The following is a 25746-nucleotide window of genomic DNA, read 5'->3' as shown; positions in this document are numbered from 1 at the left end:
CACCGAACGGACTCAGATCGTGATGGACCTGACCTCGCGGCTCAACGTTCTGCGCCACAGCGACATCGACGGGCGCGCGGCGCTTCTGAGCGAGATCCTCGGCCGGCCGGTGCCCGAGACGCTCACCCTTTACCCGCCGTTCTACTGTGACTACGGCCTCAACCTTCAGTTCGGCGATCGGGTGTTCGTGAACCAGAACTGCGCGTTCTATGACATAGGCGGGATCACCATCGGCGACCGCACCATGATCGGACCGGGCGTCACGCTCTGCACCGCCGGGCATCCCGTCGAGCCTGCCGAGCGGTTCGACGGCATCACTGTCGCGCCCATCGTGATCGGATCCAACGTGTGGATCGGCGCGAACGCAACGGTGGCCCCCGGCGTGCGCATCGGTTCTGGATCCGTCATCGCCGCGGGAGCCGTCGTCGCAAAAGACGTCCCAGCCAACTGCGTTGTCAGCAGCAACGGATACATCAAACGCCGAGACCTCACACCCGCGCCATAGACCGAGGAAACAACACGGGATCGGCCACTCATAGAGCGCTCCCGCCGCGCTGCCGCTGCCTGCACACCAAGGAACCCGTTTGCGGGGGAGCGGGCTGTTCGAGCGGCGGTCTACGATCGGCCGCGTGAGCGCCGAACTGGTGAGCGTCATTGTTCCAACCCATAACGGGGTTCGGTACCTGCGGCACACGCTCGACAGTTTGAGCGGACAGACATATCCCGACGTTGAGGTGATCGTCGTCGACGACGGATCCACCGATGACACCGTGGCGATGGCACACGACCACCCGGTACGGCCACAGGTGCTCGAACAGAACAACAGTGGTGTTGCAGTGGCACGAAATCGTGGGCTTGCCGCCGCCGGTGGTGACTGGGTGGCGTTCATCGATCAGGACGATCTTTGGCATTCGGAACGCGTGGACGCGCTCCTGGAGCTCGCACACAGGCGGCATGTGGACGCGGTGGCGACGACAGAGACGAGCTTCTCGTACGCCTCAGATCGAATAGCACTCGCAAGCGTCGGTGACGGTCGTGAGGGATGGGCGAAGTTCTGGATAGCAGATGATGACGAGGATGCACTCCTGACGGCGGATCTTCCGGCCGAGGGAGAAGAGGAGATTCCATTGGCACGCCTGTTGAAGGGCGCGGCGATGGTCACGACAGCTGTCATGTATCGTCGCGAACTCGCCATCGCGGCGGGTGGGTGTGCACCGCATGCCCGCGCTCTTGATGACCACCTCCTCAACCTGAACGTCGCCCGAATCGCTGGACCCATCACCCGTGCCCGCAACGGCCAATTGTTCTATCGAGTGCACTCCGGGTCAGCCTCGACGTTTTCGCCCATGGTTGGACCTTTCCTTTCCACGCAGGCCGCTCTCCGGCTCGGCGGGATCTTCCCAACCGATCATCAGATCGGGTCGAACATCGATCACACTCTGTTCGGCATCGGCAGGTCTGAACTCTCCTTCGCCGACAAGCTGGGACTTCTGCTGCTGACGACACCGAAGGGCACGCGTGCACGCTGGATGCTCCGCTGGGCGACCCGCCAACTCAGAATCAGGCGCTAAGCCACTGATCCAAATTGTCCGGACACGAGTGCGGTGTTGCGCGATCGTGAAGCCGCCAGCAAGCTCTGGCGAACCATCCGGTGCCGGGTAGCCATCGTCGACATCGAACCGCACGCTCTTGACGCTAGAGCCGGCCCGGCGACCGATACCTTCTCGCGATGCACGGATCGGCGGGTCTAGTTTCTGCGCATGAGCGATGATGTCCGCCTGCCAACCATCGCGCATCAGCATCACCGGTATTGGTTGCTCCCTGTCGCGGTGGGAGCTTTGCTCACGCTGGGCGGGCTAGCTGGGGGCTTGGTCGCTAAGGCGTTGGCAGATCATGCCGACGGGCTGAGGCTGACAACCGCTCCCTGCCCGCAAGGTACTTCGTGCCTCGGGCTCGGCTTCAGCGCACCGGACTATTCGGGCCTATGGATGGGCATGGTTGTCGCCGGCATTGGTGTCCTCGTCGTGGCGGTCGCACTGCTCGCAAGGTACGCGCAGCGGCCTCGGACGTGAAAAGAGTGCGAGCCCGGGCGCTGGCGTGACGTCCGCATCGACGTGGTGCGTCAGAGTCGACGTGGGTGTCGTGCGGGCCACGTCCGAGACGGTGGAGGACTGCTCTGCGTGGTTCTTTCCTAGCCGCGTGCGGCGATGGAGAACGTCATCGGCATGCGTTCGCGACCCCTGGGGAGAACCCAATTGCCGTCCTGAGGCCCACCCGGGTCGGTCTCGATCATGAAGGGCAGAGCCTTCCAAGGGAGGGTGTCTTGCTCGCCGTACGCTTCGATCAGCAGGCCTTCGTTCAGCAGGGCGCCGAGGATCTCCGATAGAGAGTGCGGCCATTCGTACGTCACCGTGTTCGACAAGACCGCTGATCCGATATAGCTGGTCGCCTCGTCAACGCGCAGTGGCTCTCCCGTCGCGAAATACGGATAACGGACGACGAGGTCGTCGTCCGTTTCGTCATCCATCGTCCACAGCATCGGGTGCCCGTCGCGCACGTAGAACAATCCGCCGGGCTTGAGGAGGCGACGGATGCTCCGTGCCCACGCACCGAGGTCGGGCAGCCAGCCCAGCACGCCGATGCTCGTGTACACGACGTCGAACTGCTCGCGCACCGCGCTCGGTGCTTCCTCGACGGTCGATTGGACGAATGACGCATCAAGGCCGGCACGCTCGGTCAGTGAACGTGCGGCTGCGATCGCTGCGCCGGAGAAATCGACGCCGGTCACCCGGGCCCCCAGCCGCGCAAAACTGAGCGTGTCGGTGCCGATGTGGCACTGCAGATGCGCCAACGACAGCCCACGTACCGATCCGTTCGGGAGATGGCCGGCCATCAGCGCGAGATCGTCACGGACGACTGTCGAGATGCGCGCGGCATCCGCCACGAAGCCGTCCGTGTCATAACCGACCAGGTGGCCCGCGACGCGCTCATCCCAGTTCGCACGGTTCGCTTCCAGGTGTCCGCTGTCAGACATCGGTGTCCGCCTCTCCATCGACACGAGTTTCGGGTGTCGTCACTCCGCGTTCTTCGCAAGCAGCGCGCCTGTTGGCACGTTGTTGTCTACAGTCCGGTCAACGAGGCGGTTGCTGATCAAGTCGCTGAAGCTTCCGCGTGGTGAACGGCGAGCCGATCGTGCCTACTTCTTGCGCGTTTTGAGTTCCTGCTTCGCGGCGTGCTCGACGAGAACGGGAATGAAGTCGCGGAGTCGCGCTTCCTGGAGCTTCTCGTATTCGCGTTGCACAACCTCGCGTACATCCTTGGCCTTCAGCTCTGGATGCTTGGCCGTGAGGCGTTTGGCGACCTCTTCGACCTCTTCGACTTCCGAGCGCTTCTCGGGTTTGCCCTTCGACATGGGCACATTGTCGCACCCGCCGTCGGGCTGCGGGGAACATGGGACTTGCTCAGCGAGCGTGCCTCCTCACCACATCCCGACCGAGTCGCGATGCGACACTGGCTGGATGGATCTGCGGGTCGGCGATTCCGTCGTTCGGCGACTGGATATAGTGCCAAGACGTTCATCTGAGACCTTGAGCGGCTTCCGGGCGCGGTGCCGCGGTGCCGGCCGTGCTGCACTCGCAGAGCTGGTTGGTCACATCGCACAGGTGAATGCTGACGCCGTGCGCGTGGAGTCGAGGTGCCCGGATTGCGGTGAGCACACACACGGTCGACCGATGGTGGTCGGACCCGAACGAGCTGTATCCGTGGGCGTGTCCGTCTCGTATGCCGGAGCATCCATCCTGATGGCGGTTCTGCCGGGGAGTGCGGTTGGTATCGATGCCGAATCGAGAAGCACTTCAGAAGCTCGTCTGGAGGCAGTTCGTGACCTCCTGCGCGGCGACGACGTGCTCCAGGGCTGGACTCGGGTGGAGGCGGTGCTCAAGGCTGACGGGCGAGGGCTCAGAGTCGATCCGGGTGCTGTGTCCTTTACCCGAACCACAACGGGTGCGTTGGTCGGAATGGTGCCCGGCGCGCCGCGTCGTTTCGAGGTGACGGACGTGTCTTTGGGTGCTGACCTGGCCGTCAGCGTTGCTCGGGAGGTGCCGGAAGCGCGTGCATAAGCGGGGGTAGCGCCTTCGAATCGAGCCACGATCGGAAGAAGGCATCCAGGTCGCGCCCGGTGGTCTCGCCTGCGAGAGTCTGAAAGTCCTGGGTCGTCACGAGGCCGAAGCGGTGGCGATCCGTCCAGGTGCGGATGAGTTCGAAGAACGGTGCATCGCCGAGCAGCACTCGGAGCGCGTGAAGGGTCAACGCACCCCGTTTGTAGACGCGGTCGTCGAAGAGGTCGTCGGGGCCGGGATCGGAAAGCACCAGGTCTCGAGGCTGCATCAGAAGGGCGGCGTGGAATCGATGGGCGAGGACGTCTGCAGAATCCCGTCCGTCGTGTTCTGACCAGAGCCACTCCGCATAGCACGCGAAGCCCTCGTTGAGCCAGATGTGCTGCCACGAAGCCAATCCAACGCTGTTGCCGAACCATTGATGCGCGAGTTCGTGTGCGACCAGACGTACCGAGCCGGACTCGCCGTCCATGTGATTGGCCCCGAAGATGGCGGCTCCTTGCGCCTCGAGCGGGATCTCCAGTTCGTCCTGCGTCACGATCATGCGATACGACGGGAACGGGTAGGGGCCGAAGATGGTCGAGAAGTACCCGAGCATTCGCGGCACCACTCGCACGTCTGAGGTGACTCGTGACTCGAGCGAAACCGGGTAGTCGACCTCGATCCGGGTGCCTTCGTCGCCGATTTCACGTGAGAGGTAACGGCCGATCTGAACCGTCGCGAGGTAGGTGGCCGTCGGCTCCGGGCATTCGTACGTCCAGGTCATGCGTCCAGACGCTACGGTTCGCGAGACGAGCTCGCCGGTGGCGACGACGGTGTACGCCTGTTCGGCCGAGACGCGGATGCGGTAGGCCGCCTTGTCCGATGGGTGGTCGTTGCAAGGGAACCAGGTGGGCGCTCCTGAAGGCTGCGACGCGACGATGACACCATCCGTCAGCTCCTCCCAACCCACCGCGCCCCACCGGCTCCGGCGCGGTCGAGGGGAGCCCGCGTAGTCGATGAGGACCGTGAAAGCCGAGCCGGCCGTAATCGGGCGTTCCGGTGTGACGATGAGCTTTCCGGTCGTTTGCCGAAACCGGGTCCGCTTGGCTGCATCAACCGAAACCTTGCCGGCCCTCAAACCGTGCAGGTCGAGGCTGAACGAGGAGAGTTCCTGCGTGGCGACGGCGGTGATGATCGCCTTGGCGTCGAGTCGATTCGTGGACACCCGGTATCGCAAATCCAGGTCGTAATGCTCGACACGGTAGCCGCCGTTGCCCGAGCGTGGCAGATAGGGGTCTCCAGCGGTGTGGGCACCCACCGATTGCGCGGCGGTCATCGCGAAGTGGCGTGATAGTCAGCGAACGAGACCTCGCGCCAGGGACCGATCGGGTTGCCGCTCCAGCGACTGCGATCGGGGACGGCCTCACCGCGCATGACGAGCGAAGCAGGGCCAACGGTGGCGTGTTCGCCGATGCGGGCAGCGGGAAGGATGACACTATGCGGGCCGAGGGTCGCGCCGTCAGCCAACGTGACCGTATCCATGCTCATGATTCGATCATGGAACAGGTGGGTCTGCACCACGCATCCCCGGTTGACAGTGGATGCGTCGCCCAACGTGACGAGGTCGGCCTCGGGCAGCCAGTACGAGTCGCACCAGACCCCTCTCCCGATGTGCGAGCCGAGGGATCTCAGCCACCACACCAGTGCCGGGGTTCCGGCAGCGGATTGCGCGAACCACGGCGCGGCCACGATTTCCGTGAACGTGTCGGAAACCTCGCTGCGCCACACGAACGACGACCAGAGCGGATGCTCGCCCGTCCTGATCCGCTGCACGAGGGCCCACTTCGCACCGGTGCTCAAAAGGGCCGCAACGGCGCCGGCGGCAAGAAGCACGAGGCCGCTGAGGAGCGCAGCGAGGAGAGTGCCCCACGCCTGGTCGAGAGCGGCCAGTGCGTACAGCACGCCCAGCCCGATCGCAGTGGTCACGAAGACGGGAACGATCCGACACAACTCCCACAGTGCACGTGCGACTCGAAGTCCCGCAGACGGATGGTACGTGCGGTCATCCTCACCGATGGCAGATGCCCGGCGTAGCCGAACCGGCGGAGATCCCAGCCACGAAGAGCCAGGCTTCGCGGACTCCGGGGCGGCGGACAGCACGGCAACCAGCCCGTCACGGGGCACGCGATGACCCGGACCGGCCATGCCGGAGTTGCCGAGGAACGCCCGTGTGCCGATCTGCGCCCTGGCGACTCGAACCCGCCCACCGCCCATCTCATATGACGCGACAAGGGTGTCATCCGCGAGGAAGGCGCCGTCCTTGACCGTTGTCATTTTCGGAAGCAGGAGCACCGTCGATGCTTCGACGTTGCGGCCGATATCGGCGCCGAGCATCCGCAACCACACCGGGGTGAACAGCGACGAGTAGAGCGGAAACAGCAGAGTGCGCGCCAGGTCCAAGAGACGTTCGGTCGCCCATACCTGCCAACCGACCAGGCCGCGGACCGGATAGATGCCGGGCGCGAGGCCGATGCCCAAGAGACGGGTGCCCAGCACGACCAGCCCGGCCAGCACGACACCCGTCACCAGTGTGGCCGGGACCAGCGCGCCGAGCGACCGGATCGCCGCCTCGGCCAGGGACTGCGATCCTGCGACGAACAGGGCGACGATGACACCGCCCACCGCGAAAGAAAGGATTGGAAGGAGCGCGATCGAGACTCCCGCGGCAGCGTAGGCGAACAGCCAGCGGGTGCGTATCTCCGGGCGGTCATCATCCCACCACCGTTCGGCCGGCCCCACACGCACGGCCGGAGAACCCTCCCAGCGTTCCCCGGAACGGACCCTGCCGAATACCGACGACCCGGGAGCGATCTGTGCGTTCTTGCCGATCCGTGCACCGGGAAGCAACGTGCTGCGGGCTCCCACGACGCTGTTCGCCCCGATCCGTACCGCACCGATGCGCAGCAGATCGCCGTCGATCCAGTAGCCGGAGAGATCTACCTCGGGTTCGACGGCCGCACCGGATCCGATGCGGAGCATTCCGGTGACCGGCGGGAGAGCGTGCAGGTCGACGTTGCGACCGATCCGCGCGCCCAGCGCTCTGGCGTAATACGTGATCCATGGCGCGCCGGCCAAGCTGACCGCACCCACCTGGTGTGCGACCTGTTCCGCCAGCCACAGGCGCAGATGCACGCCGCCGCCGCGTGGATAGTCGCCGCCGCGCACCCCGGCCAGCAGGACACGAGCGCAGACCACAGAGATGGCCATGCGGCCGAATGGGGTGGCGAAGATGATCAGCCCGATCACCAACAGCCAGGGCGAGCTCTGCGGCAGGAACTCGAAGCCTTGGAATGCCGAGAGGATGGTGCTGGCCGTGAGCAAATAGAGCAGCCAGCGAAGGCCGGCGAGCACGAACAACGGAATGCCGAGCAGCGTTTGCAGCCATTGCATCCGTAGCGGCGTGCGCGGCACGACGTGCGTGGAGATGCCTTCCGACCGGACGTCGGACGCCCGCTCCGCCAAGTACTCGGCCATCGCCGCCAGCCGCGGATGCGAATAAATGTCCGCAACGGTGAACTCCGGATCCCGTTGCCTGATGCGCGTGACGAGCTGTGCGGCTGACAACGATCCGCCACCGAGGTCGAAGAAGTTGTCGTCAGGACCGGAGACCGGGACTCCCAGAACCGCATGCCAGTCGGCGGCCAGGCCGCGCAGACCGGGTTCCAGGTGGGCCCCTGTCGGATCAATGTCCGGCAGCGGCCATGGCAGAGCCGCCTTGTCCACCTTGCCCGAGGTCCGCGTCGGCAGGTCCGCAACCACCGCCAACAGCGGCACCAAAGCCGCCGGAAGGTCATGCCGAAGCAGCTCAGTGGCGCGGACACGATCGAAACCCTCGTGGTTCGTGCTGGTCACATATCCGACGAGCACCTTGTTATCGGACGCTGTGGTCCGGACAGCGGCCGCCGCGCCCGAGACACCAGGAAGCCGCAACAGCGCCGCTTCGATCTCACCGAGTTCGATCCGCCTTCCCCCGACCTTGACCTGGTCATCGGCCCGGCCCTGGAAGATCAGCCCGTCTCGATCGAAAACGACCAGGTCACCGCTGCGATACGCGCGCTCCCAGCCCACTGATGTCAGCGGGGCGAACTTCTCGGCATCCTTCTGCGGATCCAAGTATCTGGCCAGTCCGACCCCACCGATGACCAGCTCGCCGACCTCACCGTCTCCGACCGGGTTGCCGTCCGGATCCACGACGACGAGGTCCCACCCGTCAAGCGGCAGACCGATCGTGACCGGATCGCCCGCTGCCAAGAGCGCGCCGCAGGAAACAACTGTCGCCTCGGTCGGACCGTACGTGTTCCAAACCTCCCGACCCTCAACCGCGAGGCGAGAGATCAGCTCAGGCGGACACGCCTCACCACCGAAGATCAGCAGCCGCACGTTCTCGAGCGACTCCGCCGGCCACAGCGCGGCCAGCGTCGGAACGGTCGACACGATGGTGACACCCTGGGTGATCAGCCACTGCCCCAGATCCACACCACTGCGCACAAGCGAGCGCGGAGCGGGCACGAGGCACGCGCCGTTCGCCCAAGCGAGCCACATCTCCTCGCACGACGCATCGAACGCGACCGAGAGGCCGGCCAGCACTCGGTCATGGGGACCGATCGGTTCCGCCTGCAGATACAACCTGGCTTCGGCATCGACGAACGCAGCGGCCGAGCGATGCCGCACAGCAACACCCTTCGGGGTACCCGTCGAACCCGAAGTGAGATGATCCACGCGTCGTCCTCCGTCGTCGGAGACTGTGCATCGACCGTGACCGTTCGTCTGTACGAGGCCGCCTCACCGAACAGGACCACGGTCCTTGAAGTGGCCGTCGACCCGACCGGCACGTACTCGCCGCGACCTGAGACCACTCCGGCAACCCGGGCCTCGCCGAACACCAGCTCGGCACGCTCATCGGGATCATCCACATCGACAGGCACGTACGCGGCACCGGCCGCCATCACAGCCAGAATCGCTATGTACAGCTCCTTCGTGCCCGACTCCAGCCGCACCCCGACTCGGTCGCCACGAACGACTCCCGCAGCGTTAAGAATCGCCGCCACCTGCGACACGCGCGACGCCAACTCGCGATAGCTGATCGCACCTCGGCCGTCATCGATCGCCGATGCATCCGGGTGCCGATCCGCAGTCTCGGTCAGGATGTCCATGAGGGTGCGCGACGGCGGCGTTCGCGTGCTGCCCTCAAGTAAACCCGGACGGCGATCGATCACAGTAACTCCGTGGGTCGGCGGAAGCCCAGCGCACTGGACAACTGATCACGGAGAGTATCCGGCCGTGGTTGACGAAAGGTGAACAACCACGCCAGCAGCGGCCACTTGGAACACGGTGACTGCACCGGCCGAACTCTCCACCGAGTGGGCTCGAAACACGCCGTGGAGCACCATGCGAGCCGGGAGGACCTCGCTGGTGCCGTCGGGCGTCCGCAGAGTCGACCTCGGTCCTCCTGCGCGACACAGCCCTTCACGCTCCCCGGAAAGCGGTCGTGTTGGCGGCCGCGTACTCCGAACGGAGTGGTCGTGCCGCGCAGGTCGCTCCGTCAGGACGATTCGGCGTCCTCCCCGCTGGCGGCACGATCGTGGCATGGAAACGACATCCGCTGCCCTGCACCTGGGCGGCGTCACGAAATCGTACGGGGCGACGTACGCCGTCCGCGGCGTCGACCTGACGGTCGAGCGCGGGAGCACCGTCGCCCTGCTCGGACCCAACGGCGCGGGCAAATCCACGCTCGTCGGAATGATGGTGGGCCTTGTACGACCCGACACGGGCACCGTGGCGGTCGCCGGGCTGTCCGCAACGGAGGCCGTCGCGTCCGGTCGCATCGCCGTCATGCTGCAGGATGCCGGGCTCATGCCGGGCATCAGGGTGGGCGAGCTCGTCAGGCTGGCGGCCGCACTCTACGCGGAACCGTTCCCCGCGGATGAGGCTCTGGCCATGGCCGGCGTCTCCGAGATCGCCAAGCGCCGCGTCGACAGGCTCTCCGGTGGACAGGCGCAGCGCGTGAGGTTCTCTCTTGCGGTGGTCGGCCGTCCCGAGGTCCTTGTGCTCGACGAGCCGACTCGGGCGCTCGACGTCGAGGGGCGCAACGCGTTCTGGGCTGCCATCCGCGCGTACGCCGGCACCGGACGCACCGTGCTGTTCTCCACGCACTACCTCGACGAGGTGGAGGGCAACGCCGACCGCGTCGTCATGCTGGCCGCCGGGCGGGTCGTCGCGGACGGAACCCCGCACGAGGTGCGGTCGGATGCCGGGGTCTCGCGCGTCCGGTACCTCCTCGACAATGAGCCCGACGCGGATACAGGCGATGCCATCGATGTGCTCGGCGACCGTGAACTCGTGCTGTCTACGGCGCGGCGCGGCGACCGGCTCGAGGTGACCACGGCCGACTCGGACGAGCTGGTGCGCCGACTCGTGGGGTCCGGACTCCCGTGGCATGGCCTGGAAGTGACGCCGCCCGACCTCGACGACAGCTACCTCCGACTGACCGGGGCCGCAGCGGCCACCGGATCCACCGCATCGACGACTCATCAGGAGCGATCATGAAGACCACTGCCATCCTTCGCCTGGAGACCGTGCGGATGCTGCGCGATCCGAAGTACCTCGCGCTCGCCGTTCTCGCCCCCATCGGCTTCTACCTGCTGTTCGCCACCCTCTTCGGCGGGGGTCCCACCCGGCCGGGCGAGCTGCCGGGCACCGTCGAGATCATGGTCGCGATGGCCGCCTACGGAGCGATCTGGGCCGTGCTCTCCACGACGGGTCCGCGCATCTCGGAAGAGCGCCAGATCGGCTGGCTGACCCAGGTGAGGGCCATGCCGTTGCGGGCATCCTCGGTGATCGGCGCGAAGATCGTCGCCAGCGTGCTCACGGCGCTTCCCGCCATCGTGCTCGTGTGCCTCACGGCAGCGATCGTCAAGGGCGTGTCACTGAGCGCCGGTCAGTGGGTGTCGCTGGTGGCCGCGATGTGGGTCGGCAGCGCCGCGTTCGCCATGCTCGGCATCGCCATCGGCTTCGCCGTCGGAGCGGATGCCGCATATCCGCTGAGCTACGGGCTCTACATGGCGCTCTCCGCACTCGGCGGGCTGTGGGTGCCGCCCGACATCCTGCCCGCCGGGATGAAGGATGCTGCCGTCTGGCTGCCCACGTACAACCTTGCGAAGCTCGGCTGGGACATCGCCGGGGGATCGGTGCCGACACTCGCCTCGGTCGCGAATCTCTTCGGATGGACCCTCGTCTTCGGATGCCTCGCCCTCCTCGCCTATCGCGCACCGTCGCTGAGGCCGCGTCCCCGACGAAAGCGCAGGGCAGTGCTCGCCGCCGCGACCGCGGAATAGGCTGGCCGCGTGAACGCCGTCTCGGGCACGGCATCCGCTGGCAGGGTGGACGCCGCCGGCTCCACGTCAGCACGTGCGACGCGGATGCGCCGGGTGGTCGACGGCTCGATCGCCCTCGTCGTCGCCGTGCTCACGACGATCGGCGTCTGGGCTGAACTGACGGCGGCGCAGCCCCCCGTCGCGTTCCCCGCCGGTGCGTACCTCATCGGCCTCGCCGCGAGCGCGGTGCTGCTCCTGCGCCGCGACCGGCCCTTCGCCACCGCGCTCATGGTCTTCCTCCTCGTGGCGGTGTACCACTTCGTCGGATACCCGGGCGCGGCCCCTGCGATGGCGCTGTTCATCGCGCTCTTCACACTTGCGGAGCTCGCGTCGTCGCTGTGGTGGATCGTGATCGCGGTGCTGTTCGTGCCTGCCTGGCAGGCGGTGCAGTCGCTTCCGCCGAATGCGACACCGCCCGCGTCGTACGCGCTCACCGGCCCCGCGATGGGGATGCTGTGCCTCATCGCCTTCGGCGTCGCTGCGCGGCAGCTGCGCCGCAACAACGCGCGCGAGGTCGCCATGGCGCGCCTGGAGAGCGAGGCAGAGGCGAACGAGCGCATCGCGGCGGACCGGCTGCGGATCGCTCGCGAGGTGCACGACGTTCTGGCGCACACGATCTCGGCCGTGACGGTGCAGAGCGCCGCCGCACTGGACGCGTTCGATGCCGGTGAGCCGCAGCGCGCCCGTGAGTCCGTCGAGCGCATCCGCACCTTGACGAGACAGGCCAGCCCCGAGGTCCGTCGCGCCGTCGAATACCTGCGCGGCGAGGAGGAGCCGTCGCGCTCCCCGCAGCCGGGACTCAGCCAGCTCGACGACCTCGTCGCCGGAGCGCGGGATGCCGGCCTCGACGTGGGATTCCGTCTCGGCGCCGATCCCGAGCGCGTCTCGCCGGTGACGGCTTTGACCGCTTACCGCATCGTGCAGGAGGCCGTCACGAACGTCGTGAAGCATTCCGACGGGACTCGGATCGACATCGACGTGCGGTCGGTCACCGATCGGCTCGTCATCGATGTCGTGGACGACGGTACGTCCCACAGCGGCACAGCCTCGACCGGCACTGCCGACACCGGACCGATCGACGACCCGGGCGGCGGCACCGTTGCGTCCTCCACCTCGCCTACGGGAGGGTACGGGCTCCGGGGCATGCATGAACGCGCCGCCGCCGTCGGGGGCAGCGCCACGGCCGGAGCACGCGCGGCGGGAGGATTCGTCGTGCACGCCGAGCTCCCGCTCACCGGAGCACCGGAAGGGGTCGCGTGAGCATCACCGTGCTTCTGGTCGACGATCAGGCGATCGTGCGCGAGGGATTCCGCGCCATCCTGGAACGCGACCCTGAGATCGCGGTCGTTGGCGAGGCTTCCGACGGCGCGACAGCGCTGATGCAGGCCCGGGCACTACTGCCGAACGTGATCGTGATGGATGTGCGGATGCCCGGCGTGGACGGCATCCGCGCCACCGAGGAGATCACCGCCGACCCCGTATTGGAGCACTCGCGCGTGCTCGTCGTGACCACATACGACGTGGACGCGAACGTCTTCGCCGCGCTTCGCGCCGGGGCCAGCGGCTTCCTGCTCAAGGATCTCGACGCAGCCGAGCTGCGCCGCGCCGTCCACGTCGTCGCCGCGGGCGACTCCCTCCTCGCCCCCAGCGCTACACGGTCGCTCATCGCCTCGTTCGTCGCCACTCCGCCCCCTGCCGATGCCGGCCACCCGCGGGCTGGAGAAGCGCGTCCGCTCGCCCAGCTCACGGACCGGGAGCGCGAGATCGTCGGACTCGTCGCCAGGGGGCTGGGCAACGACGACATCGCCGATCGACTCGTGATCAGCCCCACGACGGTCAAGACCCACGTGTCCCACGCCCTCATCAAGCTCGGGGCACGCGACCGCGCGCAGCTCGTCGTGTTCGCATATGAATCAGGTCTCGTGATCTAGTCGGACACCGCTGACGAGTAGGACGAAGTCCGAGCTCGTCGGGTTCGAGTGACCAGAAACCAGGGGAGGAACGTCCTCGCTCCACGGTGATTGTGTGGCGTAAGACCGCCACCATTCATGTCGGTCGCGGAACAGTCGCCGAGATCGGGTTCGGATGGGGTGGATTCGCTGATCCGGAGGATGTACGTATGCGGATGGGCGGATTCTGGCGGTCATCGCAACAGGGTGTTCTCGAGTACTTCGTTCGGGGTTTGGAACTCTAACCGTTTCCGGGGTCGATCGTTGAGTTCGGCGGCGACGGCGTCGAGCTGCGCTTCGGTGAGGTCGCGGAGGCTGGCGCCGCGCTGCCTTTCCCAACCGTTGCCACTGTCGTAGGCGTCGATGCTGCAGCTGAGGGACTCCCAGGCTGTGTCGGTCTCGAGTCGCTTTGTCCATGCTTCGCGGCCGTATGTGTATGCGTCGCTGCCTGCAAGGATTCGCAGTGGTGGATTGTCGAGCTCGGCGACTCGGATAACGAGCTGGGCGACCTTTCCGGGGTCGCCGTTGGCGGTCTCCTCGAAGTCAGCCATCGCTTGGGCGGATGCTCCGACGGATTGCTCGTATGGTGTGCGTGTCCTCAGGCTTGCGGTCCAGCGCCCCCTCAGAGCCCGGGACAACCACGCCGCCGGGGTCAGGACGCGCGGACCGCAGCGTTCACGGCGGGCCCGTGGGTGTGGGGCCGGCGAATTCACCTTGCGTCAGATGAGAAGATCGCCTCTGGCGACCACGATTCCGTCGCCGTGCAGCGTCACATGGTCGCCATCCACGTCGACCGAGAGCAGACTGGGCCGTCCTACGCGGTGTCCCTGCGCGATCACCACTGTGCGTGCGGGCGACACGAGCCCGTCGCGCAGCAGCTTGACGGCGAGTGGACCGGCGGCCGTTCCGGTTGCGGGATCCTCCGCAATACCCATGGCCGGGTTGAAGAACCGCACGTGGGCGGCAGCACCCTGCTCGGCGGGATCCAGGCTGAACACGGCGCACCCCTCCGCCCCGATGGACGACAGCAGCCGGGACAGCGCTCCTGGGTCGGGTCGTGCCGCATCGACGTCGGCACGGGTGCGCAGCGGCACGAGGAGGTGCGCCGCCCCAGTGGAGACGACCTCGGGCACGAGTTCGACGAGCACGGCGTCGGACGCGACCCCAAGCGCGAGCGCGAGCGCGTCGCGGTCGCGGAACGTCGCGAGTCGTGTCGGCGGTGCCTGACGGATCGCAACATGAGCCTGCTCCGGGGTGACTTCGGTGACCGTCACTGTGTAGTTCTCGCCTCCGATCGCCTGGATGAAGGATGCGCGTCCTGGCTCGAGGCGTTCGGATGCGGCCAGCCAGACGGCGGCGCCGAGCGCGTTGTGCCCGGCACCGAACACTTCGGCGCCGGTCGGTGTGAAGGAGCGCAGCCTCCAGTCGGCCTGTCCGTCACGTGTGACGTCCGCTGGCAGCACGAACGCGGTCTCCGACTGATTGAACTCGCGCGCGAGGGACTGCAGCACGGCATCCGGATGCCCGGCAGCGCCGTCGACGACGACGACGGGATTGCCCGAAAGCGGTCGTGCCGCGAACACATCCACGTAGGCGAAGCGCATGCCGCAACGCTACGACGGCGGTTGGCCAGCAGACCGCGTATGTCGCCCGGAGTCAGGAGGGCAACGCGATGACGCTGGGTCCGACAATCCGTCCTGCCCCTTGGAAGGCGCGAGCGACGATGCTGAAAACCTTTCCGACCGTTCTTTCGACGTGGTGCCAGACGTGCGTAGAACCATACCCACCGGTGGCGGGGCCGAAATGGAGTCGAAGGCATCGACAAGAGGCGTGGTGCCCCAGCGGTGTGCCGTCAACGGTTCAGTCGGCGAAGCCTCATGTAGGTGACAAGGGCACCAATCGCGATCCCGAACGCGAGTGCCGCACCCGCGACGACGAGCACTCCCCAACAGTCCGGCACCCTGCCAGGCTCGCTGTACCAATGCCCGGACCGCCACTCCCAGAACTGGGGCGTCCACAATCTGAGTGCAGCGCCGAATGCCGGTCATTCGGTGACATCGGTCGGCTCACATCGGCCGCAGCAACGCTGGATCGGGTGCTCCGTCTGCCTCGTCGGAGACCTGCGGCAACGCGTATCGGGGCTGGTGCCGGTATCCCGCATCCAGGCCTCGAGGACGAGGTCGTGGCACTCGCGGAAGACCCTCGGTCGGTTGTTTCGTATGCCGCGACCTTGTGGTCTGAAGAGCGAGTGCCGCTGTATCAGCTTCACACCTGATGATGTGTGATGGGCGGGTCGAGCCAAAGCTTGGAAGGCGGGAGAAGGTGTGCGGCCTGGTTCCAGAATTGATCGGGGATCCGGGTTTCGAGGCCTTCGAGAAGTTGCGGGATCCGTGCGGACTTCGAGAAGCCGACGACTGTCGCGGTGACGCGTTGATCCGACAGCGAGTGCTGCACGGCGGCGTTGGCCAGTGCGATGCCATATTCATCGGCGAGGTCGTGCAATGCAGCGGCGGAGTCCAAGATCTCTTGTGCCGGTGGCCGGTATCCGTAGAACGGTTTTGCGCTGCGGGAGCCGAGAAGGCCTCCTCCGAGGACGGCCGCATTCATGACTCCAAGGCCGAGGTCGACTGCGCGGTCGACAAGGTCATCGGCGGAACGGTCGAGCAGGGTGAGTCGGGAATGGGTGAGGATGACCTCGAAGACCCCGGTGTCGAGCATGCGATGCATGGTGGGAATATGGCCGCCCGCCACTCCCAGATGGCCGATCACACCCTCGTCGCGAAGCGATACCAGCGCTTCGATCGCGCCACCCGGTGAGTCCAGTCCGGAGCCGGGATGACCCTCAGGATCATGAAGATGCACCAGAGGGAAAGTGTCCAAACCGAGACGGTCTTGACTCTCTCGAATGGAGTCCCGGATTCGTGTGGCGGAGTAGTCGTCTCCGCGCGCGTCGACTTTGGTGACGATGAGGTGGTCGGCCGGCAGCCCTCCCATCTCGCGCAGAGCGGTGCCGATGCGCTGTTCGCTCTTGCCGACGGAGTAACCGTTAGACGTGTCGATGACACGAATCGGGCTGGCCAGTATGTCCCGGACGAGGTCAATGCCCTGGCGCTCCGGCACATCGTATCCGAACAACTCCGGCTGTCCGCCGATCGGTCCGCCGCCTGCAATCACGGCCGAGACGCTGATCCCGGTCGATCCGAGTGGGCGCAGCCAAGTGGGTGAGGATGGCGTGGGGATGGTGTTCATGCGTCGACCCCAGGGTAGGACACGTAGGCGAACCGGCGTGCGTCCGGCGCCCAGCTGTTGACGTTGATGGTGCCTTGGCCGCCGGTAATGCGGATGCGTTCCAGTGATGTGCGCCAGTCGGAGGTGTCGACGACGACGACCGCTACGTCGAGGTCGGCGGGGTGGCCGTGTGTTCCGCGCGGGAACTCGAGGTAGGTGGCGTGTCTGCCTTCGAGGGCGAGGTGTGGGAACCAGTCCACCGTTTCACTCTCGATCAGCCGCTGGAACTCGCCGCCGCCGTCCGAGATCCGTGCGAGGTCTCTGATGAGTTGGGAGGTGAGCGCTTCCGTACCCGGATGCTCGTCGTTCGAACACCTTCGGGCGTCCAGGTCTGGTTCGAAGGGCCGAACACCGCAGCAATCGACGACGAACACACGACTCCGAAGTAGTAGGTCACGAGCCTGGCCCGAGGACCGGTCTGTATTGGTGAATGGGCGAATCCGCCGAATCACCGGACGAGATTCGGAGACCTGTGTCGAGACGCAGCGTCACGTGGCTGAAAGCGACCCCCCGAACGCATTGAGAGCGCCAGTCCTCATATCTGTTCGGGTTGCGGTCGAGCACTGGCATCGAACCGGCCGGTTCTCGCCTACGGGGTTGGCTCGCTGTTCATCTGAGGGCACTAACTTGAGTCCTCCCATGCAGGTGACGCGTAACTACTTCCGGCCCGACATTCAGGGGTTGCGTGCCATCGCGGTCGGTGCCGTCGTCGCGAATCATGCCGGGCTGCCGTTCCTGCCGGGAGGGTATGTCGGCGTCGATGTGTTCTTCGTGATCTCCGGCTTCCTGATCACTTCGCTGCTTCTCCGGGAACTCGACGAGAAGGGCCGCATCGATTTCACCGGTTTCTACTCCAGACGAGCCCGCCGGATTCTCCCTGCCTCGTTCGCCGTGCTGGTGCTCTCCGTGATCGGGGCGGTCATCTGGATTCCGCCGCTATTGCGTGTGCAGATGCTGCGGGATGCCATCGCGACAGCACTGTACGTGCCCAATTTCGCTCTGGCGATACGCGGCACCGACTACCTGAACGCGAGCAGCGCACCGTCACTCTTTCAGCACTACTGGTCCCTCGGCGTGGAAGAGCAGTTCTACGTCCTCTGGCCGCCGATTCTCGCTGCCGTATTTTTCGCCCGTCGGTTCCGCGGCGTCGCGACGCTGACAGTCGGTGTGCTGGTCGCCGTCAGTTTCGTCGTGTGCGTTGTAGAGACGTTCCACGCCCAGCCGTGGGCCTTCTTCTCACTATGGACTCGCGCATGGGAACTCGGCATCGGCGCACTTGCCGCCCTCGTCTTGCGACGATGGCAGCCTCGGCAGAGATCCCGTAGCGCAGCGATCGCCTCCTGGCTGGGGCTGGTCGGGATCGTGACGTCGTGCGTTGTCTTGAACGAGCAAACGACCTTCCCCGGTTACCTCGCAGCCCTGCCGGTGATCGCGACTGCGCTTGCCATCGTGGGAGGCGCCTCGGAATCCCGCTGGAATTCCAGCTTCGTGCTGTCGCGTCGCCCCTTTCAGTTCATCGGTGCCATTTCCTATTCGCTGTACCTCGTGCACTGGCCGATGCTGGTTCTGGCACAGGCCATCGTCGGCTATTACACGCCGCTGCCGCTGTGGGCCGGCTCGCTCATCGCAGCATCCGCCGTCCCTATCGCGTGGCTTCTGTATCGCTTCGTTGAAGTCCCCGCGCGTCACCCTGCGTGGCTCATCCGCGGGCGCCCGCGTCGGAGCCTGGGACTGGCCGCGGCGGCGACAGCGACCGTGGCCTCGGTTGCAGCTCTTGCGATCGTCGCCACCATTCTGGTTCCCCTCGACAGTGGCAGAGCCATCGCGGCGTCTGCACCGACTGCCCCACCGATTACCTCCGGGTTCGTGCCCTCCAATCTGACTCCGAGCTTGGCTGCCTCATCGACTGACAATCCCGCGATCTACGCCCAGGGCTGCGAAGTCGGTTACACGCCCTCGACCCCGCATCCGTGCAGTACCGGTCCGGAACACGCACCACGCATTGTTCTTTTCGGCGATTCGCACGCCGCAGCGTGGTATCCGGCCTTGGAGAGAATCGCAGCCGACAACGGCTTTCAACTCGTGACAGAGACGAAGAGTGCGTGCCCATCGGTCGACGTGGAAATCAGCTGGGCAAGCGCCCCATACAGCTCCTGCGACGCGTGGCGCGCCAGCGTCATTCACCAACTACGAGACGATCCACCCGCGATGGTCGTCATGTCGAATTACACGAACCCTGATTTTCAGGACAAGTCTCATGAGTCGACGCAATGGCAGCGCGGCCTCGAGTCCAGCCTCGATCAACTGAAAGACGTCACCCAGGTTGCCGTGATCGCCGACACGCCGGACCTCCGCGTGAGCCCGACCGTCTGCCTCTCCGCGAACCTCCGGTCCGCCGACGCGTGCGCACGACCTGCCGCCGTCGCGCTGAATACCCCGGGACGCGTGGCAGAGAGCGTGGCCGCGAAGCGCGCTGGAGTCCCACTCATCGACATGACCGAATACTTCTGCACAACGCGCCAGTGCCCGGTCATCTCAGGAAACGTCCTCATGTATCGGGACTCCCACCACATCACCGCCACGTACAGCGCCAGATTGACACCGGCCTTGGAACATCGACTTGGCCCGTTACTGGCTGCCCGTCCAGGGCAGGCCGACTAGCACCCATCGACGCAGCCGAGGGCGGTAGAGCTGCGCTGGAGCGGAGCACGTCGATGCGCTCCCATCGCACCACGACTCGCTTCCAGTCCGCCGTCCGGTCTGTCGGATCCCAGTCGTTGACGCCCATGTTGATCGGGACGGTACCCAAGGACGATGCCAGCACGAACACCACTAGAGATGCCATCGCGGCGATTCGCCACCAGATGTACGGAGGCGGATACGCTCACGTGCGGGTTGACGTCCCCACCAACCTGACCTCGTGCGCGACGCGTTGCACACTGGATGGATCGAGTACGCCGCGAGCGTCGACCATGATCGCACTCTCGGTCATCGGCGCATCGAACGTCGCTAGGTGCTCAGCCATGACCTGATCCGTGACGTCGTGACGTTCGTTCGAGCCACGGTTAGCGATAATCCGCGAACGCTGAAGTTCTTCGTCGATGGTGACCCACACGATCCTGAAGCCGGCATGCTCACGATCGGCGATCTCTCGCCATCGGTCTCGGATGAACCGCGGCGTCCCGGTGTCATCGACGATGGCATGACGCCCAGTACGCAATAGGGCCCTCACGCGTTCGCGCGCGATTTCGTGCGTCTTCTCCCATTGATCAATCGAGATGCCCTGGCCGCCGTGCAATCCGCGTTCTGCATTGATCGCATCCAGGCTGACGACGGTTGCGCCGAGTTCCGACTCGAGTTGCTTGGCCAGTGTGCTCTTTCCCGAGAACGAAAGACCGCACATCACAACCAACGTCGCAGCATCACTCATGCGCCCCAACCTACTGACCAGCGCAGTACACGCTTGTCGATGATGCAGCGGGCCGCGTGATCTCGGGTCTGCCGTGTCGGAATCATGGTGTGGAATTGCGAGACCTCGCTTCCGTGCCGGAGCGATGTCCGGGGCGGAAGCGCTCACATGTGCATATGCGTGTTCGCGTGTTGGCCGGCGTTGGTCGCTGCCAGTGCGGGGACGGTGACTCCCGTGACGAGGGCTGCCCCGAGCACGATGCCCGCCAGTGACTTACTGATCCGTGGCGCTGATTCAGAGCGCGGAACGTGGCGAAGGGCCGAGGCGCAGGCGAGGGCGACAACCAGGTCGAGGATGGCTGCCGCTCCAAGGGGCAGCACCATGCCACCTGTGGCGGTCATCGGCATCCGCATCGTCATTTCATCGTGCTGAGCGGAGACGGAGATCAGAGCCCAGAGGCCGACAGCTGCCGTCGGTGACAGCGTGATCGCAAGTGTCAGACGAGGTGCTGGAGGGCGCTGCAATGCTAAGGCGGTGACTGCCCAGCCGAGTTCCGCAAGCCCGAGGACGATCACGACGGCGACGATCCACGGCGTGAACGAGGACGCGACAGCGAGGTGCACGAGGCCGGCGCCGAGAGCACACAGCGCCGGCCAGGTGCGTATGAGGGTGACCATTTTCAGGCGTTGACCGTTCGGCGGTCCGTCACCTTGTCCATGCTGAGCCCGACCGCGAGCAACACGATCGCACTGGCGAGGTGCAGGAAGTGGTCGGGCGTGTTCAGCGCCAGCACATTTGCCGCGGTGTTGACGATGAAGAATCCGACGATGCCCAGCAGCAGGTATGCGGCACCGATGATGATGTTCATGGCCTTGGCGGCGGGAACGGAAATCAGTCCGGTGATCAGCAGGGCGGCGCCGATCAACAGGTGCGCCACGTTGTGCAGCGGGTTCACTTCGAAGATGCCCAGGAGCAGTCCGCCCTGGGCGGACACGAACCCGACCCCGGAGGTCACGAAGAAGCCGAGGACGCCGACGAGTAGGTAGACCGCGCCGAAGATCGTCGCGAGGATGCGGTTGGGGGATGACTTCATGATGGTTCCTCCTTGAACAAGCGGCACGTCTCTCACCGTTCTCCTGGCATTCGGAGACGCGCTGCGTACGGATTGTGAAGAGTTGGATGGTCGCAGGGACTACTTCGTCGGAGGCATCAGTACCGCGTCGATGAGATAAACCGTCGCGTTCGCCGTGTGCACCCCACCACAGACGACGTTCGCGTCGTTGACCTTCATGGCGTCGCCGCTGCCGGTCACGGTGAGGTCTTGGCCTTCCACTGTCGTGTGTGTCCCGTCGATGGCGTCAGGGGCGATCTGTCCCGGGACGACGTGGTAAGTCAGCACAGTCTTCAACGTGTCTGCGCCCCCAGGAGTCCCGAGAGTTGCAACGGTCGCGGGGTCGAGCTTCGCAAATGCGGTGTCGACGGGTGCGAACACGGTGAACTGGCCGCCGTCGAGCGTGTCGATGAGATTGACATCCGGGTTCAACTTGCCCGAAACCGCCTTGACCAGCGTGGTCAGCATGGGATTGTTCGAGGCTGCGACCGCGACGGGATCCTGAGACATGCCCTTGATCGACCCGGCGCCGCTAGGCACCTGCTTGGCGTAGGCAGCACAGCCGGGCCCAACCAGGTCGGCTGCCGGGTTCGCGGTTGCCGTTGCGCTGGGCTTGCTGTCCTTCATGGAGCTGCTCTTCTGGCCGCTGTTCCCACTTCCGGAGCATCCGGCGAGGGTGAGCACCGCGAGCGCCGTGACCGCGGCCGCGGTGATGGTGGTGCGCTTCCTGGTGAGCATGGCGAGTCTCCTTCGTCTGTCGTGCATGCGTGGCCGTGATTTCGGCCTCCACCACTGACTTCGGAGCCGTCGGCTAGACGGTTTGGATCTTCTTCGCACCCGACCGGAATCAAACCGTTCAGCTGCGCGCACCGAATACACCTCGACCGCCCCGTGGCGGAGAAGAAGGAGTTCCGCGTGTACGCAACCCTTGCTCTGATCGGCCTTCTCGGTGGACTGATCACCGGTATCTCACCGTGCATCCTCCCGGTACTGCCGGTGATCTTCTTCTCCGGCGGTGTGCAATCCGCCACCGGTGCCACCGACCAACAGGTATCGAGGTGGCGCCCCTACCTGGTGATCCTGGGCCTGATCACCAGCTTCAGCGTGTTCACCCTCCTCGGATCGCTGCTCCTGGCGGTGCTGCACCTTCCACAGGACGTGCTGCGCTATGCGGGCATCGTCGTCCTCGTCCTGATCGGGATCGGCCTCATCGTTCCTCGGTTCGAAGCGCTGCTGGAGAAACCGTTCGCATGGATCCCTCAGCGCAACGTGGGCATGAACCGTGGCGGCTTCATCCTCGGCATCGCTCTCGGTGCGGTGTACGTGCCGTGTGCGGGACCTGTGCTCGCTGCGATCACCGTCGCGGGATCAACCGGACACATCGGGTCGGAGACAATCGCGTTGACCGTGTCGTTCGCCGTCGGCGCGGCGGTGCCGCTGCTGATCTTCGCCCTAGCCGGTCGGGGCGTCGCCAACCGTGTGCGGTCGTTCCGGAAACATCAAAAGGGCATCCGCATGACCGGCGGCATCCTCATGATCAGTCTTGCGGTCGGCCTTGCCTTCAACCTCCCACAGGTGCTGCAGACGCTCGTACCGGACTACACAGCCGGACTGCAGAACGGACTGTCCGGGTCCAAGCAGGTCTCGAAGGCATTGGATCTCGGTGGCCTGGTGAACAGCCAGAACAAGGACCTCTCCAAGTGTCGCAATGACGCCAGCCAGCTCGAATCCTGCGGAACTGCCCCCGATATCACCGGGATCCAGCAATGGTTCAACACACCAGGGGACAAGCCTGTGAACCTGAAGAGTTTGCACGGCAAGATCGTGCTCGTGGACTTCTGGGCCTATTCCTGTATCAACTGTCAGCGCTCGGTTCCGCACGTCGTCGCCTGGAACAAGACTTACGCGAAGGACGGCTTGCAAGTGATCGGCGTCCACTCACCCGAATACGCATTCGAGAAGGTCGTCGGCAACGTCGAGTCCGGTGCACGGCAACTGGGCATCACCTATCCGGTGGCGATCGACAACAACCTGTCCACCTGGACGAACTACCGCAACCGCTACTGGCCGGCCCACTACCTGATCGACGCGAAAGGCACGGTCCGCAATGTGCAGTTCGGGGAGGGCAACTATGCCGACACCGAGGGCATGATCCGCACGCTGCTCACCGATGCTCACCCAGGCTTGCACCTCCCACCGGCAACGGAGACACGCGACACCACCCCCACCCACGCCCTGACACAGGAGACATACATCGGCACCACCAAGCAGGTGAACTACAGCGGACCCCAGCCCTATTCGGCCAAGACGACTGAGTTCAGTTTCCCGAAGAACCAGCCGGCGAACACCTTCGCCCTGATCGGTGCATGGATGCTCGGCACTCAGGATGCGCAGCCGGCGGACGCTGAAGCGGGAATCCGGCTCGCCTACACCGCCTCACGCGTGCAGATGGTTCTCGGAGGACACGGCACGGTCACCGTGCACGATGGCGGCAGCGTGAGAACCATCCTTGTGTCGGGCGTCCCCCGTGAGTATCTCGCGCACACGGCGGCGTCGACCGTGACGGGGACGCTCGAAGCGACAGTGGGCCCTGGTGTGAAGGTGTACTCGTTCGCGTTCGGATGATCCGTATTCGCCAGGTGCTCAGCTCGCGATCGTGACGACGGGCTTCGTCGTGGGCTGTTTCGACCCTCCGGCGGGCTCTACTGTCACACCGACGACGTCACCGGACTGCAGAGTCCCCTGAAGAACCTGCCACCCGCCGGACATGAGTCCGGCCGAAGTCGCATGGCCGTCCCTGATGTACCAGAGTTGGTAGGTCTTACCGGCAGGCGCCGTCCCCACACCGTCGACGATCATCGCCGACTTACCCACGGATGGCGCCCACACCAGGGTTGCCGTTCCCCCACCGGTCACGCCAGCAGTGGCCCGCTGAGCATCCGGCGCCGAAGTGATCGACGCGAGCGTATCCGCCTGCACAGTGGACTGCGAATGCTGGGCGACCGCGAAGCCCACCACCGTCCCGCCCGCGAAGAGAACAACAGCCGCAGCCGCAGCAGCCACCACAACAGACGGGCGGCTGTACCAACGCCGCTGGGCCTTTCGTTCCGCTTCCGTTACCGCAGGCGAGTCATCCGGTGGTGCCGTTCGAGGGGTCTGCGGGGTCACCGCAATCTGTGCCATCAGACGCGCCTTCAGATCAGCCGGCGGGTCCGCCTTGGGCGGCGAAGCCTTCAGGGCCGCAGCGACCTCGGCGAAATCAGAAGCCTCACTGCGAGCATCAGGCGAACTCCGCAGGAGTCGCTCGTAGGATTCGCGTTCCTCGGGCGACAACGATCCCAGGGCATGACCGGCAGCCAGGAGGCGGGCAGCGTCATGCACGGTGTCGTCCTCGCGCTCGTCGCTCATGCTCTCACCCCCAGTTCGCGTCTGAGCCGAATCATCCCATCGCGTAGCCGTGTCTTCACTGTGCCGACGGGCACACCCAACAACCCGGCGATCTCCGTATGGGTAAGACCACCGTCATAGGCGAGCCCAATGGCCTGACGCTGAGCCTCCGGCAGCCGCTCCATCGCGCCGGCCACACGTTCACTCTCGACCAGAGTCTCCGCCACATCCGCCACGTCATCCGTCACGTGATAATCGGCAAGACCCACCCGCAGGTCGCGGTCCCGCGCGGCCTGCGCGGAGCGGATCCGGTCAATAGCCCGCCGCTTCGCAACAGTCATGATCCACCCGATCGCTCGTCCTCTATTCGGATCGAACGCCCCCGCGGATTGCCAGATCTCGAGGAAAACCTCCTGCGCCACCTCTTCCGCCTGCGACCGGTCGATCACCAAACGAAGCACAACGCCGAAAACCCGGGCAGCCGCCACGTCATACAGCTCACCGAACGCCGCCTGATCCCCAGCAGCAACGCGCACCAGAAGACGATCGACAACTTCCGCTGACTCGGCGGCACCGTCCGTCCACACGTCAATCGGCTCTACTGGCACACCACCAGCATTACAGCAAGTGAAGCATCCTGCCGGAGGTCGTAACGGGCGCCACCGCACGATCCAGCCAATCTGTGCGGTGGCACAGTTCGCGGATTCGAATGCGTCGTACGGCCGTCAAGCCAGGATCTCCCGGCGACGGACGCATGCAGAAGCAGGTCCACCCGCACGCCTTGACCTCGATATGGTCGGCCGAGATGCGCGGCGCGCCCGCACGAGACGCTGCGCTTATGCCCCTCGGCCTCCGGCACCCTGCTCGGTGCTGCGCGCGACGTACCGAAAGTCGCCTGCCGGCGCCGTGCCCATATGCCAAAGAAACAGCATATGGAACGACTCAGACGGGCAGGAGAAGAAATAAAGTCCTGGTCAGAGCCAAGAACTGAATGGTGCCCCTGGAGGGACTCGAACCCCCAACCGTTTCCTTAGGACGGAACTGCTCTTCCATTGAGCTACAGAGGCTGGCC

21 protein-coding genes, 1 tRNA gene and 1 pseudogene are annotated in these 25746 nt (G+C 65.4%); 8 read left to right on the top strand and 15 right to left on the bottom strand.

What is annotated here, in order from left to right; genetic code table 11:
• Positions 1-22 precede the first annotated feature (22 nt).
• Complete coding sequence (locus HII28_RS06875) at positions 23-505, top strand: sugar O-acetyltransferase (RefSeq protein WP_240977635.1); 483 nt, start codon at positions 23-25, stop codon at positions 503-505.
• Between the two features lie 124 nt (positions 506-629).
• Entirely contained in the window at positions 630-1571 is a 942-nt protein-coding gene (locus HII28_RS06870; protein WP_170024716.1) for a glycosyltransferase family A protein, read from the top strand.
• Positions 1572-2191: 620 nt separating this feature from the next.
• Here HII28_RS06870 and HII28_RS06865 read toward each other — a convergent pair.
• The 4 genes and pseudogenes from HII28_RS06865 to HII28_RS06850 form a co-directional block, all read right to left on the bottom strand.
• Complete coding sequence (locus tag HII28_RS06865; protein ID WP_240977261.1) at positions 2192-3034, bottom strand: class I SAM-dependent methyltransferase; 843 nt, start codon at positions 3032-3034, stop codon at positions 2192-2194.
• Between the two features lie 162 nt (positions 3035-3196).
• The gene (locus HII28_RS06860; RefSeq protein WP_170024714.1) at positions 3197-3412 is read right to left on the bottom strand and encodes a hypothetical protein; all 216 of its coding nucleotides are present in this window, start codon (positions 3410-3412) and stop codon (positions 3197-3199) included.
• Between the two features lie 668 nt (positions 3413-4080).
• The gene (locus tag HII28_RS06855) at positions 4081-5433 is read right to left on the bottom strand and encodes a M1 family metallopeptidase (RefSeq protein ID WP_170024713.1); all 1353 of its coding nucleotides are present in this window, start codon (positions 5431-5433) and stop codon (positions 4081-4083) included.
• A pseudogene (locus HII28_RS06850) lies at positions 5430-9310 on the bottom strand (Pls/PosA family non-ribosomal peptide synthetase). Before HII28_RS06850 ends, HII28_RS06855 begins: the two are co-directional and overlap by 4 nt.
• 433 nt (positions 9311-9743) lie before the next feature.
• On the opposite strand from HII28_RS06850, the gene HII28_RS06845 reads away from it, so the two are divergent.
• Genes HII28_RS06845 through HII28_RS06830 form a run of 4 tightly spaced genes read left to right on the top strand, consistent with a single transcriptional unit; the run spans position 9744 to position 13461 of the window.
• On the top strand, positions 9744-10703 hold the full coding sequence (locus tag HII28_RS06845) for an ABC transporter ATP-binding protein (protein WP_170024712.1): 960 nt from the start codon (positions 9744-9746) through the stop codon (positions 10701-10703).
• Entirely contained in the window at positions 10700-11491 is a 792-nt protein-coding gene (locus tag HII28_RS06840; protein WP_170024711.1) for an ABC transporter permease, read from the top strand. Before HII28_RS06845 ends, HII28_RS06840 begins: the two co-directional genes overlap by 4 nt.
• Positions 11492-11500: 9 nt before the next feature.
• On the top strand, positions 11501-12790 hold the full coding sequence (locus HII28_RS20655; RefSeq protein ID WP_170024710.1) for a histidine kinase: 1290 nt from the start codon (positions 11501-11503) through the stop codon (positions 12788-12790).
• Positions 12787-13461, top strand: a complete 675-nt coding sequence (locus HII28_RS06830; protein WP_170024709.1) for a response regulator transcription factor — start codon at positions 12787-12789, stop codon at positions 13459-13461. The genes HII28_RS20655 and HII28_RS06830 overlap by 4 nt, the downstream gene beginning before the upstream one ends.
• Before the next feature lie 212 nt (positions 13462-13673).
• On the opposite strand, the gene HII28_RS06825 is transcribed toward HII28_RS06830, so the two are convergent.
• The 4 genes from HII28_RS06825 to HII28_RS06810 form a co-directional block, all read right to left on the bottom strand.
• Positions 13674-14030 carry a hypothetical protein gene (locus tag HII28_RS06825; protein WP_170024708.1) on the bottom strand — a complete coding sequence of 119 codons (357 nt, stop codon included), beginning with the start codon at positions 14028-14030 and terminating at the stop codon, positions 13674-13676.
• A gap of 168 nt (positions 14031-14198) precedes the next feature.
• Entirely contained in the window at positions 14199-15083 is an 885-nt protein-coding gene (locus HII28_RS06820; RefSeq protein ID WP_170024707.1) for a PhzF family phenazine biosynthesis protein, read from the bottom strand.
• A gap of 661 nt (positions 15084-15744) precedes the next feature.
• Positions 15745-16728 (bottom strand): aldo/keto reductase, encoded by a 984-nt coding sequence (locus HII28_RS06815; RefSeq protein ID WP_170024706.1) that lies wholly within the window; start codon positions 16726-16728, stop codon positions 15745-15747.
• Positions 16725-16967 carry a hypothetical protein gene (locus HII28_RS06810; RefSeq protein ID WP_170024705.1) on the bottom strand — a complete coding sequence of 81 codons (243 nt, stop codon included), beginning with the start codon at positions 16965-16967 and terminating at the stop codon, positions 16725-16727. The genes HII28_RS06815 and HII28_RS06810 overlap by 4 nt, the downstream gene beginning before the upstream one ends.
• Positions 16968-17406: 439 nt before the next feature.
• Here HII28_RS06810 and HII28_RS06805 point away from each other — a divergent pair, with 439 nt between their 5' ends.
• On the top strand, positions 17407-19428 hold the full coding sequence (locus HII28_RS06805) for an acyltransferase family protein (protein WP_170024704.1): 2022 nt from the start codon (positions 17407-17409) through the stop codon (positions 19426-19428).
• A gap of 223 nt (positions 19429-19651) precedes the next feature.
• Here HII28_RS06805 and HII28_RS06800 read toward each other — a convergent pair whose 3' ends face one another.
• The 4 genes from HII28_RS06800 to HII28_RS06785 all read right to left on the bottom strand — a co-directional run bounded on the left by HII28_RS06800 (position 19652) and on the right by HII28_RS06785 (position 22025).
• Complete coding sequence (locus tag HII28_RS06800) at positions 19652-20197, bottom strand: ATP-binding protein (RefSeq protein ID WP_170024703.1); 546 nt, start codon at positions 20195-20197, stop codon at positions 19652-19654.
• A 143-nt stretch (positions 20198-20340) separates the two neighbouring features.
• Positions 20341-20853: a hypothetical protein gene (locus tag HII28_RS06795; RefSeq protein ID WP_170024702.1), complete on the bottom strand. Its 513-nt coding sequence runs from the start codon at positions 20851-20853 to the stop codon at positions 20341-20343.
• A gap of 2 nt (positions 20854-20855) precedes the next feature.
• On the bottom strand, positions 20856-21269 hold the full coding sequence (locus tag HII28_RS06790) for a DUF4383 domain-containing protein (protein WP_170024701.1): 414 nt from the start codon (positions 21267-21269) through the stop codon (positions 20856-20858).
• A gap of 99 nt (positions 21270-21368) precedes the next feature.
• On the bottom strand, positions 21369-22025 hold the full coding sequence (locus tag HII28_RS06785; RefSeq protein ID WP_170024700.1) for a fasciclin domain-containing protein: 657 nt from the start codon (positions 22023-22025) through the stop codon (positions 21369-21371).
• A gap of 177 nt (positions 22026-22202) precedes the next feature.
• Between HII28_RS06785 and HII28_RS06780 the strand changes: the two genes are divergently transcribed.
• Positions 22203-23912 (top strand): cytochrome c biogenesis protein DipZ, encoded by a 1710-nt coding sequence (locus HII28_RS06780; RefSeq protein WP_346769221.1) that lies wholly within the window; start codon positions 22203-22205, stop codon positions 23910-23912.
• Between the two features lie 18 nt (positions 23913-23930).
• On the opposite strand, the gene HII28_RS06775 is transcribed toward HII28_RS06780, so the two are convergent.
• From HII28_RS06775 to HII28_RS06765, 3 genes are all read right to left on the bottom strand, one after another.
• Positions 23931-24695 (bottom strand): anti-sigma factor, encoded by a 765-nt coding sequence (locus tag HII28_RS06775; RefSeq protein ID WP_170024699.1) that lies wholly within the window; start codon positions 24693-24695, stop codon positions 23931-23933.
• Positions 24692-25282 (bottom strand): ECF RNA polymerase sigma factor SigK, encoded by a 591-nt coding sequence (gene sigK, locus HII28_RS06770; protein WP_170024698.1) that lies wholly within the window; start codon positions 25280-25282, stop codon positions 24692-24694. The genes HII28_RS06775 and sigK overlap by 4 nt, the downstream gene beginning before the upstream one ends.
• A gap of 384 nt (positions 25283-25666) precedes the next feature.
• Positions 25667-25741 (bottom strand) — tRNA-Arg (locus HII28_RS06765).
• Positions 25742-25746: the final 5 nt, after the last annotated feature.

This window comes from Planctomonas sp. JC2975 (assembly GCF_012985205.1).
In the GTDB taxonomy this organism is placed as follows: Bacteria; Actinomycetota; Actinomycetes; order Actinomycetales; family Microbacteriaceae; genus Humibacter.
The sequence above is the reverse complement of the archived record's forward strand: the minus strand, read 5'-3'. Positions and strand labels throughout refer to the sequence as shown.

Excerpts from the sequence above, each read along its gene's own strand:
- HII28_RS06875 (WP_240977635.1), top strand. The coding sequence starts at position 23 with ATGGACCTGACCTCGCGGCTCAACGTTCTGCGCCACAGCGACATCGAC.
- HII28_RS06865 (WP_240977261.1), bottom strand. The coding sequence starts at position 3,034 with ATGTCTGACAGCGGACACCTGGAAGCGAACCGTGCGAACTGGGATGAG.
- HII28_RS06860 (WP_170024714.1), bottom strand. The coding sequence starts at position 3,412 with ATGTCGAAGGGCAAACCCGAGAAGCGCTCGGAAGTCGAAGAGGTCGAA.
- HII28_RS06855 (WP_170024713.1), bottom strand. The coding sequence starts at position 5,433 with ATGACCGCCGCGCAATCGGTGGGTGCCCACACCGCTGGAGACCCCTAT.
- HII28_RS06845 (WP_170024712.1), top strand. The coding sequence starts at position 9,744 with ATGGAAACGACATCCGCTGCCCTGCACCTGGGCGGCGTCACGAAATCG.
- HII28_RS06840 (WP_170024711.1), top strand. The coding sequence starts at position 10,700 with ATGAAGACCACTGCCATCCTTCGCCTGGAGACCGTGCGGATGCTGCGC.
- HII28_RS06825 (WP_170024708.1), bottom strand. The coding sequence starts at position 14,030 with ATGGCTGACTTCGAGGAGACCGCCAACGGCGACCCCGGAAAGGTCGCC.
- HII28_RS06820 (WP_170024707.1), bottom strand. The coding sequence starts at position 15,083 with ATGCGCTTCGCCTACGTGGATGTGTTCGCGGCACGACCGCTTTCGGGC.
- HII28_RS06815 (WP_170024706.1), bottom strand. The coding sequence starts at position 16,728 with ATGAACACCATCCCCACGCCATCCTCACCCACTTGGCTGCGCCCACTC.
- HII28_RS06805 (WP_170024704.1), top strand. The coding sequence starts at position 17,407 with ATGCAGGTGACGCGTAACTACTTCCGGCCCGACATTCAGGGGTTGCGT.
- HII28_RS06800 (WP_170024703.1), bottom strand. The coding sequence starts at position 20,197 with ATGAGTGATGCTGCGACGTTGGTTGTGATGTGCGGTCTTTCGTTCTCG.
- HII28_RS06795 (WP_170024702.1), bottom strand. The coding sequence starts at position 20,853 with ATGGTCACCCTCATACGCACCTGGCCGGCGCTGTGTGCTCTCGGCGCC.
- HII28_RS06790 (WP_170024701.1), bottom strand. The coding sequence starts at position 21,269 with ATGAAGTCATCCCCCAACCGCATCCTCGCGACGATCTTCGGCGCGGTC.
- HII28_RS06785 (WP_170024700.1), bottom strand. The coding sequence starts at position 22,025 with ATGCTCACCAGGAAGCGCACCACCATCACCGCGGCCGCGGTCACGGCG.
- HII28_RS06775 (WP_170024699.1), bottom strand. The coding sequence starts at position 24,695 with ATGAGCGACGAGCGCGAGGACGACACCGTGCATGACGCTGCCCGCCTC.